General features: G+C 60.2%; 12 protein-coding genes and 1 pseudogene. 10 read left to right on the top strand and 3 right to left on the bottom strand.

What is annotated here, in order from left to right:
- The first annotated feature begins 4 nt into the window (after nt 1–4).
- The 4 genes from BM152_RS00915 to BM152_RS00900 all read left to right on the top strand — a co-directional run bounded on the left by BM152_RS00915 (nt 5) and on the right by BM152_RS00900 (nt 7,606).
- Nucleotides 5–2,287, top strand: a complete 2,283-nt coding sequence (locus BM152_RS00915; RefSeq protein ID WP_066603257.1) for an NADP-dependent malic enzyme — start codon at nt 5–7, stop codon at nt 2,285–2,287.
- Nucleotides 2,288–2,602: 315 nt separating this feature from the next.
- Nucleotides 2,603–4,495, top strand: coding sequence for a propionyl-CoA synthetase (locus BM152_RS00910; RefSeq protein WP_066603255.1), 1,893 nt, complete (start codon nt 2,603–2,605; stop codon nt 4,493–4,495).
- A 165-nt stretch (nt 4,496–4,660) separates the two neighbouring features.
- Nucleotides 4,661–6,205: a response regulator gene (locus BM152_RS00905; protein ID WP_066603247.1), complete on the top strand. Its 1,545-nt coding sequence runs from the start codon at nt 4,661–4,663 to the stop codon at nt 6,203–6,205.
- A gap of 9 nt (nt 6,206–6,214) precedes the next feature.
- The gene (locus tag BM152_RS00900) at nt 6,215–7,606 is read left to right on the top strand and encodes a sigma-54-dependent transcriptional regulator (protein ID WP_066603241.1); all 1,392 of its coding nucleotides are present in this window, start codon (nt 6,215–6,217) and stop codon (nt 7,604–7,606) included.
- A 3-nt stretch (nt 7,607–7,609) separates the two neighbouring features.
- On the opposite strand, the gene BM152_RS00895 is transcribed toward BM152_RS00900, so the two are convergent.
- Complete coding sequence (locus BM152_RS00895; RefSeq protein ID WP_066603238.1) at nt 7,610–8,368, bottom strand: NAD kinase; 759 nt, start codon at nt 8,366–8,368, stop codon at nt 7,610–7,612.
- Between the two features lie 293 nt (nt 8,369–8,661).
- Between BM152_RS00895 and glyA the strand changes: the two genes are divergently transcribed.
- Both glyA and BM152_RS00885 read left to right on the top strand, forming a co-directional pair.
- On the top strand, nt 8,662–9,957 hold the full coding sequence (gene glyA, locus BM152_RS00890; protein ID WP_066603232.1) for a serine hydroxymethyltransferase: 1,296 nt from the start codon (nt 8,662–8,664) through the stop codon (nt 9,955–9,957).
- A 90-nt stretch (nt 9,958–10,047) separates the two neighbouring features.
- Nucleotides 10,048–10,896 carry a DUF817 domain-containing protein gene (locus BM152_RS00885; RefSeq protein ID WP_066603230.1) on the top strand — a complete coding sequence of 283 codons (849 nt, stop codon included), beginning with the start codon at nt 10,048–10,050 and terminating at the stop codon, nt 10,894–10,896.
- Here BM152_RS00885 and BM152_RS00880 read toward each other — a convergent pair.
- Complete coding sequence (locus BM152_RS00880) at nt 10,871–11,230, bottom strand: hypothetical protein (RefSeq protein ID WP_139222460.1); 360 nt, start codon at nt 11,228–11,230, stop codon at nt 10,871–10,873. The genes BM152_RS00885 and BM152_RS00880 overlap by 26 nt on opposite strands.
- 119 nt (nt 11,231–11,349) lie before the next feature.
- Here BM152_RS00880 and BM152_RS00875 point away from each other — a divergent pair, with 119 nt between their 5' ends.
- The 3 genes from BM152_RS00875 (at nt 11,350) to BM152_RS00865 (ending at nt 13,751) form a co-directional block, all read left to right on the top strand.
- A complete protein-coding gene (locus tag BM152_RS00875) occupies nt 11,350–12,132 on the top strand; it encodes an alpha/beta fold hydrolase (RefSeq protein ID WP_066603219.1) in 783 nt (260 codons plus the stop codon).
- 302 nt (nt 12,133–12,434) lie between these two features.
- Nucleotides 12,435–12,572 carry an entericidin A/B family lipoprotein gene (locus BM152_RS00870; RefSeq protein WP_066603216.1) on the top strand — a complete coding sequence of 46 codons (138 nt, stop codon included), beginning with the start codon at nt 12,435–12,437 and terminating at the stop codon, nt 12,570–12,572.
- A 249-nt stretch (nt 12,573–12,821) separates the two neighbouring features.
- Nucleotides 12,822–13,751 (top strand): DMT family transporter, encoded by a 930-nt coding sequence (locus BM152_RS00865; RefSeq protein ID WP_066603214.1) that lies wholly within the window; start codon nt 12,822–12,824, stop codon nt 13,749–13,751.
- Nucleotides 13,752–13,797: 46 nt separating this feature from the next.
- Here the strand turns inward: BM152_RS00865 and BM152_RS00860 are convergent, their stop codons facing one another.
- Complete coding sequence (locus BM152_RS00860; RefSeq protein WP_066603211.1) at nt 13,798–14,484, bottom strand: thiamine diphosphokinase; 687 nt, start codon at nt 14,482–14,484, stop codon at nt 13,798–13,800.
- Nucleotides 14,485–14,616: 132 nt separating this feature from the next.
- Between BM152_RS00860 and BM152_RS19120 the strand changes: the two are divergent.
- Nucleotides 14,617–15,431, top strand: a pseudogene (locus tag BM152_RS19120) (chemotaxis protein CheA); the annotation flags it as partial.

Genomic DNA, 15,431 nt, shown 5'->3' with positions numbered 1-15,431 from the left:
CCCGATGCCGACGGAAAGCCGTACCACCAACCTGAAGCAGGCCGCACTCGATTACCACGAGTTCCCGAAACCCGGAAAACTGGAAATCCGCGCCACGAAACCCATGGCCAACGGCCGCGACCTTGCGCGCGCCTACAGCCCCGGCGTTGCAGAGGCCTGCCTTGAAATCCAGAAGGATCCGGCCACGGCAACCCGCTTCACCTCGCGAGGCAATCTTGTTGCGGTTGTGACCAACGGCACGGCGGTTCTGGGGCTGGGCAACATCGGTGCTGCGGCGTCCAAGCCGGTGATGGAGGGCAAAGCGGTGCTCTTCAAGAAATTCGCCAATATCGACTGTTTCGACATCGAAGTGAATGAAAGCGATCCGGAAAAACTGGCCGAGATCGTCTGTGCGCTTGAGCCAACCTTCGGCGCGATCAACCTTGAGGACATCAAGGCGCCGGATTGTTTTATCGTTGAACAACTCTGTCGTGAAAAGATGAACATTCCGGTGTTCCACGATGACCAGCACGGCACAGCCATCGTCGTCGGGGCGGCTGCCACGAACGCACTACGGGTCGCAGGCAAGAAAATCGAAGACCTCAAAGTCGTCTCAACAGGCGGCGGCGCGGCGGGGATTGCCTGCCTCAACATGCTTTTGAAACTGGGCCTGAAACGCGAAAACGTCTGGCTCTGCGACATCGCCGGTCTCGTCTACGAAGGGCGCGAAGAAGAAATGACGCCGCAAAAAGCGGCTTTCGCGCAGAAAAGCGACCTGCGCACGCTCGACGATGTGATCGAGGGGGCGGATATGTTCCTCGGCCTCTCCGGTCCGGGGGTGCTCAAGCCCGAAATGATCAAGAAGATGACCAAGCAGCCGATCATTTTCGCGCTGGCCAACCCGACGCCGGAGATCATGCCGGACGAGGTGAAAAAAGTGGCCCCCGATGCGATCATCGCCACTGGGCGCTCGGATTACCCGAACCAGGTCAACAACGTGCTCTGCTTCCCCTTCATCTTCCGCGGCGCGCTGGATGTGGGCGCAACCGAGATCAACGACGCGATGCAGCTTGGCTGTATCGAAGGAATTGCGGAACTGGCCCGCGCCACCACCAGCGCCGAAGCTGCGGCGGCCTATCAGGACGAGCGACTGGACTTCGGTCCGAACTACCTGATCCCGAAACCTTTCGACCCGCGCCTCATGGGCGTTGTCGCCTCCGCCGTTGCGAAAGCCGCGATGGAAAGCGGGGTAGCGACCAAGCCTGTGCCGGACATGAAAGCCTATAAAGAGGCGCTCGACGGGTCGGTGTTCAAATCCGCTCTGATCATGCGTCCGGTCTTTGCCGCCGCCAGCCATGCCGAACGCCGCATCGCCTTTTCCGAGGGCGAAGACGAGCGCGTGCTGCGGGCGGCTCAGGGCATGATCGAGGAAACCACGGACAAGCCGATCCTGATCGGTCGCCCCGAAGTGATCGCCATGCGGGCCGAACGTGCGGGCGTGAAAATCCGCCCCGGCATTGATTTCGAAGTGGTGAATCCGGAAAGCGACAGCCGCTACAAACAATATTGGCAGGCCTATTACGAGTTGATGGCACGCAAGGGCGTTACGCCGGATCTCGCCAAGGCGATCCTGCGCACCAACACCACGGCCATTGGCGCCATCATGGTGCAACAGGACCACGCCGACAGCATGATCTGCGGCACCTTCGGACAATACCTGTGGCACCTGAACTATGTGACGCAAATTCTGGGCACCAAGGAACGTCAACCTGTGGGTGCGCTCTCTTTGATGATTCAGGAAGACGGCCCCCTGTTCATCGCAGACACCCATGTGCATACGGAGCCGACACCCGCCCAGATCGCAGAAACCGTCATCGCCACCGCGCGCCATGTGCGCCGCTTCGGGATCGAGCCGAATATCGCGCTCTGCTCGCATTCGGAATTCGGCAACCTCAATTGCATGACCGGACGGCATATGCGCGAGGCTTTGGAAATTCTCGACTCCGAACCGCGCGACTTTGCCTATGAAGGCGAAATGCATATCGACAGCGCCCTGACCCCGGATCTGCGCCAACGCAACTTCCCGCATTCGCGTCTGGAAGGTCCGGCCAATGCGCTGGTCTTTGCGATTGCCGATGCCTCCTCCGGCGTGCGGAACATTCTCAAGACCAAAGGCGGCGGGCTCGAAGTCGGGCCGATCCTGATGGGCATGGCGAACAAGGCGCATATCGTCACGCCGTCGATCACGTCGCGCGGGCTGCTGAACATGTCCGCCATCGCAGGCACGCCCGTGGCGCATTACGGCTGACACTTCCCCGCGAGGGCGTCTCCAAGCCCCTCACTGCGACAACCAAACCTCAAACGCCTCTGCAAGATTTGCAGGGGTGTTTTTGTTTGCAACATCCATAATAATTTCGAGAGTTTGCAAACTACATTTCTTGAGTTGTTTGCGAATTTTATATAAACATTTCCCCCGCGCTCTGGTAACAAGATTGCCGGAGCGGGCCATTTTAGCATCGGGCCCACGTGACTGGCCCTAGTGACATTCCACAGCGGCATAGCTGCCTTGCAGAGAATCACTACCGCCGCCGGCCACGCCATTTGAGCGAGGAGGACACTGAGAGTGGCATACAAAGACATTTATGAGGCTTGGAAATCGGATCCGGAGAAATTCTGGATGGAGGCTGCAGAGGAGGTTCATTGGTATAAGAAACCTTCCAAAGCCCTTTTTGATGACAATGCTCCGATCTACGAATGGTTCTCGGACGGCTTGACCAACACCTGCTACAACGCCGTGGACCGTCACGTTGAGGCCGGTCGTGGCGATGAGCTGGCGATCATGCATGAAAGCCCGATCACCCATTCGACCAAAGGCATCACCTACAAAGATTTGCAAACCCGCGTGGCCACGCTGGCCGGTGCGCTCCAGATGCGCGGCGTCGGCAAAGGGGATCGTGTCATCATTTACATGCCGATGATCCCCGAAGCTCTGGAAGCCATGCTGGCCTGTGCCCGCATCGGAGCCGTGCACTCCGTGGTTTTCGGCGGTTTTGCTGCCCATGAGCTGGCCGTGCGGATTGATGACTGCACCCCCAAAGCGATCATCGCCGCCTCCTGCGGGTTGGAGCCGAACCGCGTGGTGCATTACAAGCCGCTGCTGGACGAGGCCATCGAAGAGGCTGAACACAAGCCCGATTTCTGCGTGATTTTCCAACGCGAGCAAGAGGTTGCCAAACTCAAAGAAGGTCGTGACTTCAACTGGCACGGTTTCCAGTATGGCGTGAAACCGGTGGACTGCTTGCCGGTCGAAGGCAACCATCCCGCCTATATTCTCTACACCTCCGGCACGACCGGCGCGCCGAAAGGCGTTGTGCGCTCCACGGGCGGTCATCTGGTGGCGCTCAACTGGACGATGAAGAACATCTACAACATCGAGGCGGGCGACACATTCTGGGCCGCGTCGGATGTCGGCTGGGTCGTCGGGCACAGCTACATTTGCTATGCACCGCTCATCAAAGGGGCGCAAACCATTGTGTTTGAAGGCAAACCCATCGGCACCCCGCATCCGGGCGTATTCTGGCGGATCATCCAGAACCACCGCGTCAAATCCTTCTTCACCGCCCCCACGGCGCTGCGTGCGATCAAACGCGAGGACCCGAACGGCGACTGGATCAAACGCTACAAGCTGCACGAGCTCCAGGCGATCTTCCTCGCAGGCGAACGTGCCGACCCCGACACGATCAAATGGACGCAGGAGAAATTCGGCGTGCCGGTGATCGACCACTGGTGGCAGACGGAAACCGGCTGGGCCATTGCCGCGAACCCGCTCGGGATCGAGGAACTTCCGGTCAAGATCGGTTCGCCCTCTGTGGCAATGCCGGGCTATGACATCGACATTCTCGACGAGGCGGGCCATCCGGTCGAACCGGGCGAGCTGGGCTCCATTGCGATCAAACTGCCGCTGCCACCGGGCACGTTGCAAACCCTTTGGAAGGCCGAGGACCGCTACAAGAAGAGCTACCTGACCACCTTCCCCGGCTACTATGAAACCGGCGATGCGGGGATCAAGGACGAAGATGGTTATCTCTACATCATGGCGCGCACCGATGACGTGATCAACGTGGCCGGCCACCGCCTGTCCACTGGCGCGATGGAGGAGGTGCTCTCCAACCACCCTGACGTGGCCGAATGTGCCGTGATCGGCGTCAGCGACGAGCTGAAAGGCCAGATGCCGCTCGGCTTCCTGTGCCTGAATGCAGGGTGCAGCAAGGATCCCGCAACCATCGTCAAAGAAGTTGTGCGCGATGTACGCAATGAGATCGGACCGGTTGCGGCCTTCAAACTGGCCTGCGTCGTGGACCGTCTGCCAAAGACACGCTCGGGCAAAGTCCTACGCGGAACGATGGTGAAAATCGCCGATGGTCAACCGTTCAAAATGCCCGCGACGATTGATGATCCTGCCATTCTGGACGAGATCAGAACCGCCCTTCAGGAGCTTGGCTACGCAAAAGAATAAATTTTAAGCAAAAAATATCTGTTCTCCGGCGCAAGGTTAGTTAATGTTTCAACAGCTATCCCGCCGGGGAACCGCCAACAGGCGGCCCTTGGCCGTAATTATTGCGCCCGTGCGGGAGGGAAACATTCTACGCGTTACGCGTCATTTGGGACGCAAGGGGATATTTTGAAACATCGTGACGGACAGCGCCAAACGCTTCAGGTGGAAGATGCGGGACGTGTTTCTCTATTATCCCATGACATACGTGCGACCTATGCCGAGTTGCAAAGTGCGCTCAGAGCCCTCGCGCAATCTCCCGACAGCACCGAAGATTTGCAAGGCGAGCTTTCCCGCCTCGCCCATACAAGCGCACATCTCGGACGCCTTCTCGAAGAAGTCTCCGAATCGCTCTTTCCCAATTATCAACACCGGCACCTGCCCAGCATCACCAGCACTCCGCGCCAGATCGTGACCGGACTGATCACGCGCTGGCAGCGAATCACCGCCAAACTTGGCACGGAACTCACCCTGACCGGCACGGAGCAACTGCCGGAGGTTGCCGATCTCGACATGCTCGCGCTGGAGCAGGTGCTGTCCAACCTTGTGTCCAACGCGCTGCATCATGCAGGCTCCGGACCGATCTCCATCGAGATTTCGCGCTCGGGCCAAGCCCCGCATGAGGAGCTTCTGTTTTGCATCCGTGACGCCGGCGCCGGCTTTCCGCCCGTTGTGTTAAACAGACCGCACACCGACCCCACGCCGGTCGGCACAGGCGAGCCCGGTTCGGGGTTTGGCCTGCATGTGGCCTTCGACGCCACACGCCGCCTCAATGGCAAGCTGATCCTGCGTAATCCGCCCGAGGGCGGCGCGGAGGCCTGTCTCGCCCTGCCCTTCCCGACGGTGGCACAGACAGTTTTCGACGCGCAACAGCATAACGGCCAACTGCCGGAAGGTCTCACCGCACTCCTTGTTGAGGACAGTCCGGCCCTGCGCATGGCGTTCCGTCATGATCTTGAAACACTAGGACTAAAGGTGACCGAGGCCCATGATGGCGTCGATGCGCTCGACCGCCTGATGTCTGCACAACCGCAGTTCGATCTGGTTTTCCTCGACATCGAGCTGCCCCTGCTCTCCGGCGTTCAGGTTCTGTCCAAATTGCGCGCGCAAGGCCGGGAGTTCCCCCCGACCATCGCCATCACCTCGCATGTATTCCAATCCAATCGACAGTCCATCCTGTCCTATGGGGCAAAGGCCATCCTCAGCAAACCCGTCAATGCACAACGCGATATACTCGACGCCATTGCCATCGCTCTCGGGATTGCGAAACCGCCGCAATCCAGGACTGCCCCCCCGCAAATGGAGACAGGGGCTTCCACCCACGCAAATGCATTGGAACGGTGCCTGTATAAGCTGGTCGGGCATTTACCGCCCTCAAAGGGAAAGCTCATTCTCTCGCAGCTTTCCGAAGATCTCGACCATTTTCTGGATGCGGCCACGACCGCCACCACAATCGCCCCGCCTCTTGAGCACCACGCCATCCTCGCGCGGGCCATGCATTCTCTCTCTTCGCTCTTCGCCACCGCTTGCATGAAAGAGGCGCAACATCTCTCCCGCGTTCTTTCGGAACAATCGCAGCACATGACACAATCGGAAATCATTGAAACGCTGAAACAACTGCGGCAATATGCCTCGGATATTCAGACAACAATTCATTCCATCCTGTCATCCTAAAGGACGCAAATGTCCCCGCCACCGATCCTCATCGTTGATGATGTCACCACCCACCTGACCATCTTCTCGGCCACACTGGAAGCCGAGGGACATGACGTCATCACCGCGCGCAGCTGCCAAGAGGCTTTGGAACTGGCGCAGCGCCACTCACCGGACATCGCATTAGTTGATCTGGTGTTACCCGACGGGGATGGCGTGGGCCTGATTGCAAAACTGACCTCATGCGTCCCGACGCTCAAACCCATCGCTGTGACCGCTTTTGCCTCCGTTGACCGTGCGGTGAGCGCCATGCGCAATGGGGCGGTGGATTTCCTCGTCAAGCCGCTTGCCCCCGACCAACTGGTCTCGGTGGTCAACAACGCGCTGGCCGGTCGCAGCGTCGGTCAACTGTCAGAAGAATCCATGGCGCGCAGCAGCGGACTCGTGGGAGATGCCGGTTCCTCGCAGCCGATGAAGGACGTGTGCGAGACCATTCGGGCAGTCGCGGGGTCTGCGGCGCCTGTGTTCATCACCGGAGAAAGCGGCACCGGCAAGGTCACCGCCGCCGCCACCCTTCACGCGCAATCGGGTATCCTGACGGGGCAGTTCGTGAAAATTGATTGCTCCACCACCGACCCCGAGCGGATCGAGGCGGAGCTTCTGGGCCATGCGGCGACGGCGGATCAAGCCGAGAAAACCGGTGCCGTGGAACGTGCCAAGGATGGCACGCTTTTGCTGGATGAAGTCTGCGCGCTGTCACCGATCATGCAGGCCCGCCTGCTCAACATATTGCAATCCGGTCGCGTCACCCCGCTTGGTGGCGGTGCGCCCTATCTCATGTCCTGTCGCTTTGTCTGCACCTCAACCCCCGATCCGGCCGCCGAAGTGGCCGCAGGTCGGTTCCGCGCCGATCTGTTCTACCGCCTGAACGTAGTGCCGGTTCACCTGCCGCCGCTGCGCGAACGTGGCATGGATGTGATCGAGATCGCGGAAACCGAGCTGGACCGCCTCTGTGCCCAAGAGGGACGCCCCTTCCGCACGCTTTCAGACGGCGTCAAATCGGTATTTCTTGAACACACATGGCCGGGGAACATCCGCGAGTTAATAAACGTGATCTGGAATGCCGCCCTTCTCAATGACGGGCCGGTGATCGAGATTTCCGACCTGCCGCCCTATTTGCGCGGCATCCGGCCCAGCCCTGTTGGCCAATCCGGCCTAGACAACCCTCGCTTCCCCGGCCGCACAGACCCGTTCGAGGGGCGCACCCTCGCACAGATCGAGCAACAAGCCATAGAGGCTGCGATACAGGCAGCAAACGGGTCTGTCCCTGCCGCTGCGCGGGCGCTGGATGTTTCGCCTTCGACGCTCTACCGCAAACTGGAAAACTGGGGCAAACCCGTGCGCGGTGCGCGCAAAGGCTGATCATCACACGAACTGTTCGCGCAGCAACCGCTCTTCCAATCCATGCCCCGGATCAAAGAGAATACGATGCTTCACCTTGGGTTCGGAGGCTATTTCGACCCAAAGCACATTGCCCGCATGGCGGCTGTCGGCATCGGCCATGACCGGACGTTTTTCCGGCTCCAGCACATCGAAGCGCACCTTCGCGGTGCTGGGCAGCAAGGCCCCGCGCCACCGCCGCGGACGGAACGCCGCCATAGCCGTGAGCGCCAGCACATCAGAGCCAATCGGCAGGATCGGGCCGCGCGCGGAATAATTATAGGCCGTGGACCCCGCCGGCGTGGAGACCAGCACCCCGTCGCACACCAATTCATCCATACGGGTTCTGCCATCAATGGAGACGCGCAGCTTGGCGGCCTGCGGCCCTGCGCGCAGCAGGGAAACCTCGTTGATCGCAAGCGCCTTGCGGATTTCGCCCTCTTCGCACTCAGCCCTCATGGAAAGCGGGTTGATCACCTCTTCCTCGGCGGCGCGCAGACGTTCGATCAGGTCATCCTCACGGAACTCGTTCATCAGAAACCCGATGGTGCCGCAATTCATGCCATAGACGGGCGTGTCGAGATGCATCGTGCCGTGCAAGGTCTGCAACATGAACCCGTCACCGCCCAGCGCCACGATCACCTCGGCCTCTTCCATCGGCACAGCTTTGTAGCGGGCCGTCAGCCGTTCATAGGCCCGTTGCGCAATCTGGGCCTCACTGGCGGCAAAGGCGATCTTGACCATCTGGGGCCCTCTTTGAACTCTGTCTCTGCGATCCTCAGTAACAAAGCCGCACAGGAATTTCACCCGAAAACCTGCACAGTCCTGCGCATACCCTTTTGCTCTTTCGAACCAGCCCGTCTTCACGGCATTTTGCCCCGAAGGCGCCCCGAAGGAGGCGGATCGGAAACATGCGTATTCCATCCGCGCGCCATCGCAACAAGATTCATGATCATTATGTTCCTGCAAAGGGTTTTCCAACTGTCACATAATGGCTAATACAGCCGCGACACTCCCACGCTGCCAAGGAGCAAAGCATGACGGCCAATGTCCGCGATTCCGGTTTCTTCACCGAGGCACTCGCCTCCCGCGACCCAGACCTGTTCGACAGCATCACGAAAGAGCTTGGCCGTCAGCGCCATGAAATCGAGTTGATCGCTTCCGAGAACATCGTTTCCGCTGCCGTAATGGAAGCGCAAGGATCCGTTCTGACCAACAAATACGCCGAAGGCTATCCGGGCCGCCGCTACTATGGCGGGTGCGAGTTTGTTGACGTCACCGAAAACCTCGCCCGTGATCGGGCCAAAGAGCTTTTCGATTGCAAATATGTCAACGTGCAGCCGAACTCCGGCTCTCAGGCGAACCAGGGTGTGTTCAACGCACTGCTGAAGCCGGGTGACACCATTCTGGGGATGAACCTTGCCTCCGGCGGTCACCTGACCCACGGCGCGTCGGTGAACCAGTCCGGCAAATGGTTCAACGCCGTGCAATACGGTGTGCGTCAGCAAGACCAGCGCCTTGACTACGATCAGGTCCGCGAACTGGCTCTGGAGCACAAGCCCAAGCTGATCGTCGCCGGTGGGTCCGCCATCCCGCGCCAGATCGATTTTGCGAAATTCCGCGAAATTGCCGACGAGGTCGGGGCACTCCTGATGGTCGACATGGCCCACTTCGCCGGTCTCGTAGCAGGTGGCGAGCACCCCTCGCCCTTCCCCTATGCCGATGTGGCCACCACCACCACGCACAAGACACTGCGCGGCCCGCGTGGCGGCATGATCCTCACCAACGATGTGGAGATCGCCAAGAAAGTGAACTCCGCCATCTTCCCCGGCATTCAGGGCGGCCCGCTCATGCATGTCATCGCCGCTAAGGCCGTGGCCTTCGGTGAGGCGTTGCGTCCCGAGTTCAAGACCTACGCCAAGCAAGTGATCGCGAATGCGCAGGCCCTCTCGGACCAGTTGATGAAGGGTGGTCTCGACATCGTCACCGGCGGCACCGACACGCATGTGCTGCTCGTCGATCTGCGCCCCAAAGGTGTGAAAGGCAACGCGACAGAGAAAGCTCTGGAACGCGCCCATATCACCTGTAACAAGAACGGCATCCCCTTTGACCCCGAGCCGCCGATGGTCACCTCCGGCGTGCGTCTCGGCACCCCTGCAGGCACCACGCGCGGCTTTGGCGAAGCTGAGTTCCGCCAGATCGCAGACTGGATTGTCGAAGTGGTCGATGGTCTCGCCCAGAACGGCGAAGAAGGCAACGCAGAGGTCGAGGCCAAGGTGAAAGCCGAAGTCGAAGCCCTGTGCGAGAAATTCCCGCTCTATCCGAACTTGTAAGTTTCGCACACAGACGACAGAATTGAGGGGCCTTCGGGCCCCTTTTCTATAGAAAACACGTCAGTGACGGCTTTCAGGAGTTTCCCGCCCATGGCACAGTCCACCTCTCTTGAACGCCGTCTTGGCGACTGGCTACGCGCCCGCCTGCCGCACGGGGTCACGGAACTGGTCATGTTCACGGTCAAAATGGGCTGGGCCTCGCTTTTCGGCGGGCTGCTCCTGATCGCCATGCTCGTCACCCACAGCGTCTGGCAGGCGGACTGGCCCATCGCCCGCTATGACGCGCTTTTGGTCTACGCTCTGGCGCTTCAAATGCTGTTTCTGTTCTTCCGAATGGAGACCCTTTCGGAAGCCAAGGTGATCCTGTTGTTCCACCTCACAGGCACCATTATGGAGATTTTCAAACTGCATATGGGAAGCTGGGATTACCCCGGTGCAGGGCTGATAAAAATCGGCGGTGTGCCTCTGTTTTCCGGCTTCATGTATGCCTCCGTCGGCAGTTTCATGGCCCGCGCCATTCGCCTGTTCGACATGCGTTTTGCACCCTACCCGCCCTATTGGGCCAGCCTGTTGTTTGCAGGCGCGATCTACATGAATTTTTTCACCCACCACTTCGGACCGGACATCCGCCTTGGACTTTTTGCCGCCTCGCTGATCCTCTATGCCCGCACCCGTGTCTGGTATCGCATCGGTCAATGGCACTGGATGCCCATGCCCGTGGCGGGCGTGCTTTCCGCCTTCTTCCTCTGGATCGCGGAAAACATCGGAACGGCGACGAAAATCTGGCTCTACAACGGCCAGATGGCGGGCGACATGGTCGGGTTTTCAAAGATAGGGTCGTGGTATCTCTTGCTCTATGTGAGCTTTGTCACCGTCACCCTTGTGCAACGCGACGCTCTGGACCCGCAGAAATTTACACCAGACCACGCCAGACCATAACCGCCAGAACCAGCCCGATGGTCACGAAGACCACAAAGGCCAGCACCGCCACAAGGTCGAGAAACCGGTTCTTGCGGCGGGTTTTCACGTCTTGGCGCTCAAGGAAATAGGTCAGTTCCTTGAACGCTTTGTCGACCTTCTTGTGCGCCACCTGCTGCGCCAGTTTCGGATGCGCTTCCAAAGCCATAGCCTCGACAATCACAGCCGCCTGCTTGCGCGCCCAGCGCGGGAGGCGGCGGCCTGCGTGTTTGACTTTGGCCTCGAACCCCTCCCCTGCACGCACACCAAGACGTTCCCGCATCAGCGTGGCAAGGTCTTGGGCTCTGTGGGTCACGGAATGGTCCATACCGTCTTTTAGAACGCGATCCGAAAAGTGGGAACAGGTTTCTGGATAAATTACCCAACCCGCAAAAATGGGTTTGCTGCGCTGCGCCAAGGCGCTATCTCTCGGATATGTTGCACACGGAATTCCACGGTCACCCGACCGACGCCTCACCCCTCCTGATCGTTCACGGCCTGTTCGGCTCTGCCCGGAACTGGGGGGTGATCTCGAAACGTCTGTCCGACACGCGACTTGTGGCGACTGTGGACCAGCGTAACCACGGGGACAGTCCGCGCTTTCCGACCCAGAGCTATGAAGATATGGCCGCCGATCTGGCCGAGGTTCTGGAGCCTCTTGTGGCCGAGCATGGTCCCTGTCACGTCATGGGGCACTCTATGGGCGGTAAGGCGGTGATGGTGCTCGCACTCACGCGGCCCGAACTGATCAAGTCCTTGATTGTTGCGGATATTTCGCCCGTCGCCTACAGCCACGACAACACGCCGCTCATTGAGGCCATGCGCAACATCGACCTTGAAAAAGTAGAGCGGCGTTCGGATGCGGACCGGCAACTGGCGCGGGATGTGCTGGATGCGGGCGTGCGGGCGTTTTTGCTGCAAAGCCTTGTTGTCAAAGAGAAACGCTGGCTTTTGAACCTTGATGTTCTGGAGGCGGAAATGCCGAAAATCGTCGGATTCCCCGATGTGTCCGGCACGTTTGAAGGGCCGACATTCTTCCTGTCGGGCGGCGAAAGCACCTATGTCGAGCGCGACCACCGCGCGCGCTCCAAAGCCCTGTTCCCGAATGCAAAATTCGCCTCCATTCCCGGCACGGGCCATTGGCTCCACGCCGAAAAGCCCCGCGAATTCGAGGCGGCCATGCGCGCATGGATGGACTCTGTGGACGCGAAAACCTGACCGCAGGCGCCCTCCCTACGGGCCGCGTCACCCGTCCACGGCTCCGACCCAAATCCGCTCACAAAGAGCCCACCGCCCCGCTTTGATCGGGGCAAAATCAGGTGTCGGCAAACCGTCGGACATCCGTCGGACTTGTGTCGGGCAGTTTTCCTGACGCATCTGACGCCGCATCCGGCCTGACGCAGCGGTTCCTCGCCACCCTCGCCGCGGCTCCGCGCCCTCCGCGCCCTCCGCGAAAACAAACGGGAACCAACTGCACCCGTCCCGCGTTTCCCTCCTGACTGCATATCAAGGAGACTGACATGAAACGTGTGATGATGACGGGACTGACCCTTTTGGCGCTGGCCGCTTGCGAGACCATCGACGGGGCCGGACAAGACCTCTCGACCGCCGGTGACGCGTTGTCGCAAGAAAGCCGTGAGGTGCAAAGCGATATGTGAGCCGCCTCCCTCCCTCGGCTCCCAGCGCGCCGGTGGACTGTCCTTGATCATCCTCCCCACTGGATCAAACCAAAGGATCAGGACGGACCACCGGCGCTTTTTCTACACCGCTTTTTATACCGCATAATCTACCTCGCCCGCCCCACACGAACCACGCATCCGAGAGCCTGAGCGCTCCTGCTCAGAGCCCGACAAAACCCGCACAGACACAAAGCTTGCGCCATCGGAAACGGGCGGCAAAAAGAAGGGATGACACAAAGCCCCTCCCTTGATCACCCGCTGTTGGGCATGACCATGATGATGGCCTATTGCGCCATCGCGCCTCTCATTGACGTGTTTGCCAAGCTCGCCGCTGAAGAACATGCGATTGGCCAGATCACTGCCGCGCGGTTTCTGGTGCAAGGGGCGATCCTCCTGCCCGTGGCGCTGGGAATGCGCCTGCCACTGGTGCGCAACCGGCGCGACGCGGGGCTGATCATTCTGCGCGGCGTGTTCACACTGGCCGCCACCTTCACCTTTGTCTGGGCTGTCTCGATCATGCCGCTGGCCAATGCGCTGGCGATCACCTTTGTCGAACCTTTCATCATCCTGTTTCTGGGCTGGGCGCTGTTTGGCGAAGAGGTCGGCCCGCGCCGTATCCTCGCCTCGCTCGTGGGATTTATCGGCGTGCTGATCGTGGTGCGCCCCGGCCTTCTGGCCTTTGGCACAGCCGCACTCCTGCCGCTGGCCTCGGGGTTCTTTTTCGCCTGCTACATGCTCGTGACCCGCGCCTTGCGCAGCTATCATCCCGTCGCGCTGCAAAGCTCCACCGCCATCGCCACGCTGGTGATCGCGCTGCCGCTGTTGATGATTTTCGACGGCTCCGGCGGGATGTTCGACCCCAGCCTGCCACAGGGCAAATACTGGATCTGGCTTCTGGGCGTCGGCGTGGCGGCCACCGTGTCGCATCAGGGGCTGACGCTGGCGCTCAACATGGCGCCTTCGGCCACCATCGCGCCGCTGGCCTATCTGGAACTGGCCTTCTCCACCCTTGCGGGACTGCTGATCTTTCACGACTTCCCCTCGCCCATCGTCTGGCTCGGCATTGCGGTGATCGTGGCAGCGGGGCTTTACCTGATCCACCGCGAGCGGATCAACCACCAGAAACCGAATGTGCCGGGAGACCCGACCGCGTCCTAACCGCCCTGCCTGAACAGACCGTGCGGAGGCGTAACTCCTCAGGCGTTCAAGCCCAGACCGGCGCGGCGATGAGGCGGGACACCAGATCGGCGTCACAGGCCGCGCGCGGCAGGATCACCATCATCCCCGGCTGGTCGAATTGCAAATGCACCGAAGGGCCGACCGCTTCGTTGGATGTGCCGATCCGCCCGTCGGGGGCAAAAGGCAGCCCGTCGATAGGCCAACGCAGCCCGTCAGAGCGCCCCTGCACCGCCGCCATCGGAAACAGAGAGACACGTTGACCGACCGTGGTCGGCAGGGTCAGCTCCGGCGGGGCCATGAAGGACACATCTTCCGCCCCGAGGATCACACAGCGCCGGTGGGCAAAGCGGGTGAGCGTTGCGTAAACCGCCAGTTCGTGATCAATCCGCGCGCCCGTGAAACCCACCCCGAAAATCATCGGGGCGTCGATACGGGTCAGACATTTCTCGAAATCCGTGCTGTCCTGTTCGGGCACATGGCAGAGACGGTCTGCGGGAATACGCGCGCGGTGGGCCTCCGTCAGGCTGTCGAAGTCGCCGATCACGCGCTCCGGCATGATTCCCATCTCCAACGCCTGCCCCGCCGCGCCATCGGCCGCCACGAGGCAAGGTGCCTTTTTCATCGTTTCCTGCAACACTAAGGGGCACACCGTCCCGCCACCCAGCAAAGTGACGTTTTTCCGTGTAATAATAACGGGTTCAATGGAATTCATAAGAAAGCGTTACCCTCTTTGCCACATTTTGGACAGGAAATGATCACGGCGATTTCCTTGTTCTGTTCCTATTTGAGAACCAATTCGTGGTAAACAGAAAGCCGCTGAGCAAGTCAGAAAGCGAGTTTAGGCATGGTAAACGACAGTAAGATTCTGACCGTATCATATGGGACCTTCTCCTGTACGCTGGAGGGATTCGACGATCCTTTCTCCACGATGCGGTCAATCGCGGAATATTTCCGCGATCTCGCGGCGGATGACCGCTATTTCGGAGCCGAACCCCCGACTCCGGATCCACAGATGCTCCATTCGATCGCGGAAAAGGAAATCCAGCGGCGGGTCGAAGCCCGTGTGCAGGACAATGGTCTTGTCTTGCGCCAGATGGGTGAGACACAGGACGCACCTGTTGCAGAGCCCGTGGCCGAGCCAGCGCCGGTGATGACCCCCACGGCCAAAGCGCCCGAAGCGGCACCTGCCCCGCAAGCGCAACAGCCCGCCGCGAAAGCGGAAGAGGCGCACCCAGCCCCTGTGACAGATGACAAGAAAGCGGCCCAAGCTCAGCCAGCCACCCGCGCCGCCGCTTCTGTCACTGCCGCCGCAGCGGGCAGCACCATTGCAGACAAGCTCGAACGCATCCGCGCCGCCGTTGCCCAGCGCAACCAGACGGATTTCTCCGAAGATCAGAACGTCGCGATGAGCTTCAAAGAGGCGCCCGCGCAAGTCGAGGCCGAAGACACGTTTGACGATGTGAGCTTTGACGAGGCCGATGTGGAGGACGAGGCGCTGACGGCCCAGCCGGAAGATGCACCCCGCGCCTTTGAGGCCGAGGTTGTCGAGCCTGTGGCTGAAACGGTTGTCGAGCCGGTCGCGGAAGAGATTGCGGAACCGGTTGCTGAAGTTGAGGTTGAAGCCGAAGCCGAAGCCGAAGCCGAAGCCGAAGCCGAAGC

It is taken from the genome of Celeribacter halophilus, assembly GCF_900114135.1.
GTDB lineage: Bacteria > Pseudomonadota > Alphaproteobacteria > Rhodobacterales > Rhodobacteraceae > Celeribacter > Celeribacter halophilus.
The sequence above is the reverse complement of the archived record's forward strand: the minus strand, read 5'-3'. Positions and strand labels throughout refer to the sequence as shown.

Excerpts from the sequence above, each read along its gene's own strand:
- BM152_RS00915 (WP_066603257.1), top strand. The coding sequence starts at position 5 with ATGCCGACGGAAAGCCGTACCACCAACCTGAAGCAGGCCGCACTCGAT.
- BM152_RS00900 (WP_066603241.1), top strand. The coding sequence starts at position 6,215 with ATGTCCCCGCCACCGATCCTCATCGTTGATGATGTCACCACCCACCTG.
- BM152_RS00895 (WP_066603238.1), bottom strand. The coding sequence starts at position 8,368 with ATGGTCAAGATCGCCTTTGCCGCCAGTGAGGCCCAGATTGCGCAACGG.
- glyA (WP_066603232.1), top strand. The coding sequence starts at position 8,662 with ATGACGGCCAATGTCCGCGATTCCGGTTTCTTCACCGAGGCACTCGCC.
- BM152_RS00885 (WP_066603230.1), top strand. The coding sequence starts at position 10,048 with ATGGCACAGTCCACCTCTCTTGAACGCCGTCTTGGCGACTGGCTACGC.
- BM152_RS00875 (WP_066603219.1), top strand. The coding sequence starts at position 11,350 with ATGTTGCACACGGAATTCCACGGTCACCCGACCGACGCCTCACCCCTC.
- BM152_RS00870 (WP_066603216.1), top strand. The coding sequence starts at position 12,435 with ATGAAACGTGTGATGATGACGGGACTGACCCTTTTGGCGCTGGCCGCT.
- BM152_RS00865 (WP_066603214.1), top strand. The coding sequence starts at position 12,822 with ATGACACAAAGCCCCTCCCTTGATCACCCGCTGTTGGGCATGACCATG.
- BM152_RS00860 (WP_066603211.1), bottom strand. The coding sequence starts at position 14,484 with ATGAATTCCATTGAACCCGTTATTATTACACGGAAAAACGTCACTTTG.